Consider the following 928-nt stretch of genomic DNA (forward strand, 5'->3'; position numbering starts at 1 on the left):
TCTAGATACCTCATATATTGTTACTGAGCTGGCCGATGGTGATTATCATTTTGCAATTACCGTTGTAGATACTGACGGCCTCGAAAGCGACTTATCCGACTCTATTTCTGTAACAATCTAATCGTCTTTTTTCAATAAAGCTCAGATTACCTGGATCTGAGCTTTTTAAGTTCTTTCAAAACAATTCTTAGTGGCTACGGCTACTTTTGTTTCCATATATCCTTGTTACTTGACTGGCTGCTTGACTGATTTCCGCGGGATTGCTTTTGAGTAGGGCGTCTTTTTGCTCTTCTAGGCTTATTTTTATCGGAGTCGGTCTTCGCCTGATTGCCGTGCTGCTCGGCTTTTGGCTTTTTGGGTTTCTTGGGCTTTTTTGCTTTGATCGGACGAGTATNTAGCTGGGATTCGGGTAGGGAGTGCACAGGTTCGAAGCCTTCGACCGTTCTACGTTGAATCACTTGTTTAGTTAACCGTTCAATACCTTTGAGTTCTTTAAATTCATCGGCACAAACCAAAGATATCGCTAAACCATCCGACCCCGCGCGGCCGGTTCTACCTATTCTGTGCACGTAATCTTCAGATACGTGAGGTAGCTCAAAGTTAACAACCTGAGGTAGCTGATCTATATCGATGCCGCGTGCTGCAATATCAGTCGCAACTAAAACTTGAATGACACCAGACTTAAACTCTTGTAGGGCTCGAGTTCGGGCACCTTGACTTTTATTGCCGTGAATCGCGGCAGCTTTGATACCTGCCCCTTCGAGAACTCTTGTTAGGCGGTTTGATCCATGTTTGGTACGACAAAAAACCAAAGTTTGTTGCCAGTTTTCTTCCTTAATCAATTGGCATAAAAGTTTTGATTTTCTATTTTTATCGACTGGGTATATCCACTGCTCAATTGTTTTTGCTGTTGTATTACTGGGACTAA

1 protein-coding gene is annotated in these 928 nt (G+C 42.8%); it reads right to left on the reverse strand.

Annotated elements, in window-relative coordinates; genetic code table 11:
* Positions 1-200: 200 nt before the first annotated feature.
* Positions 201-928: helicase-related protein (locus A3756_RS02110; RefSeq protein WP_255376499.1), on the reverse strand; the 728-nt coding region annotated here is incomplete at its 5' end.

Source organism: Oleiphilus sp. HI0086, from assembly GCF_001635225.1.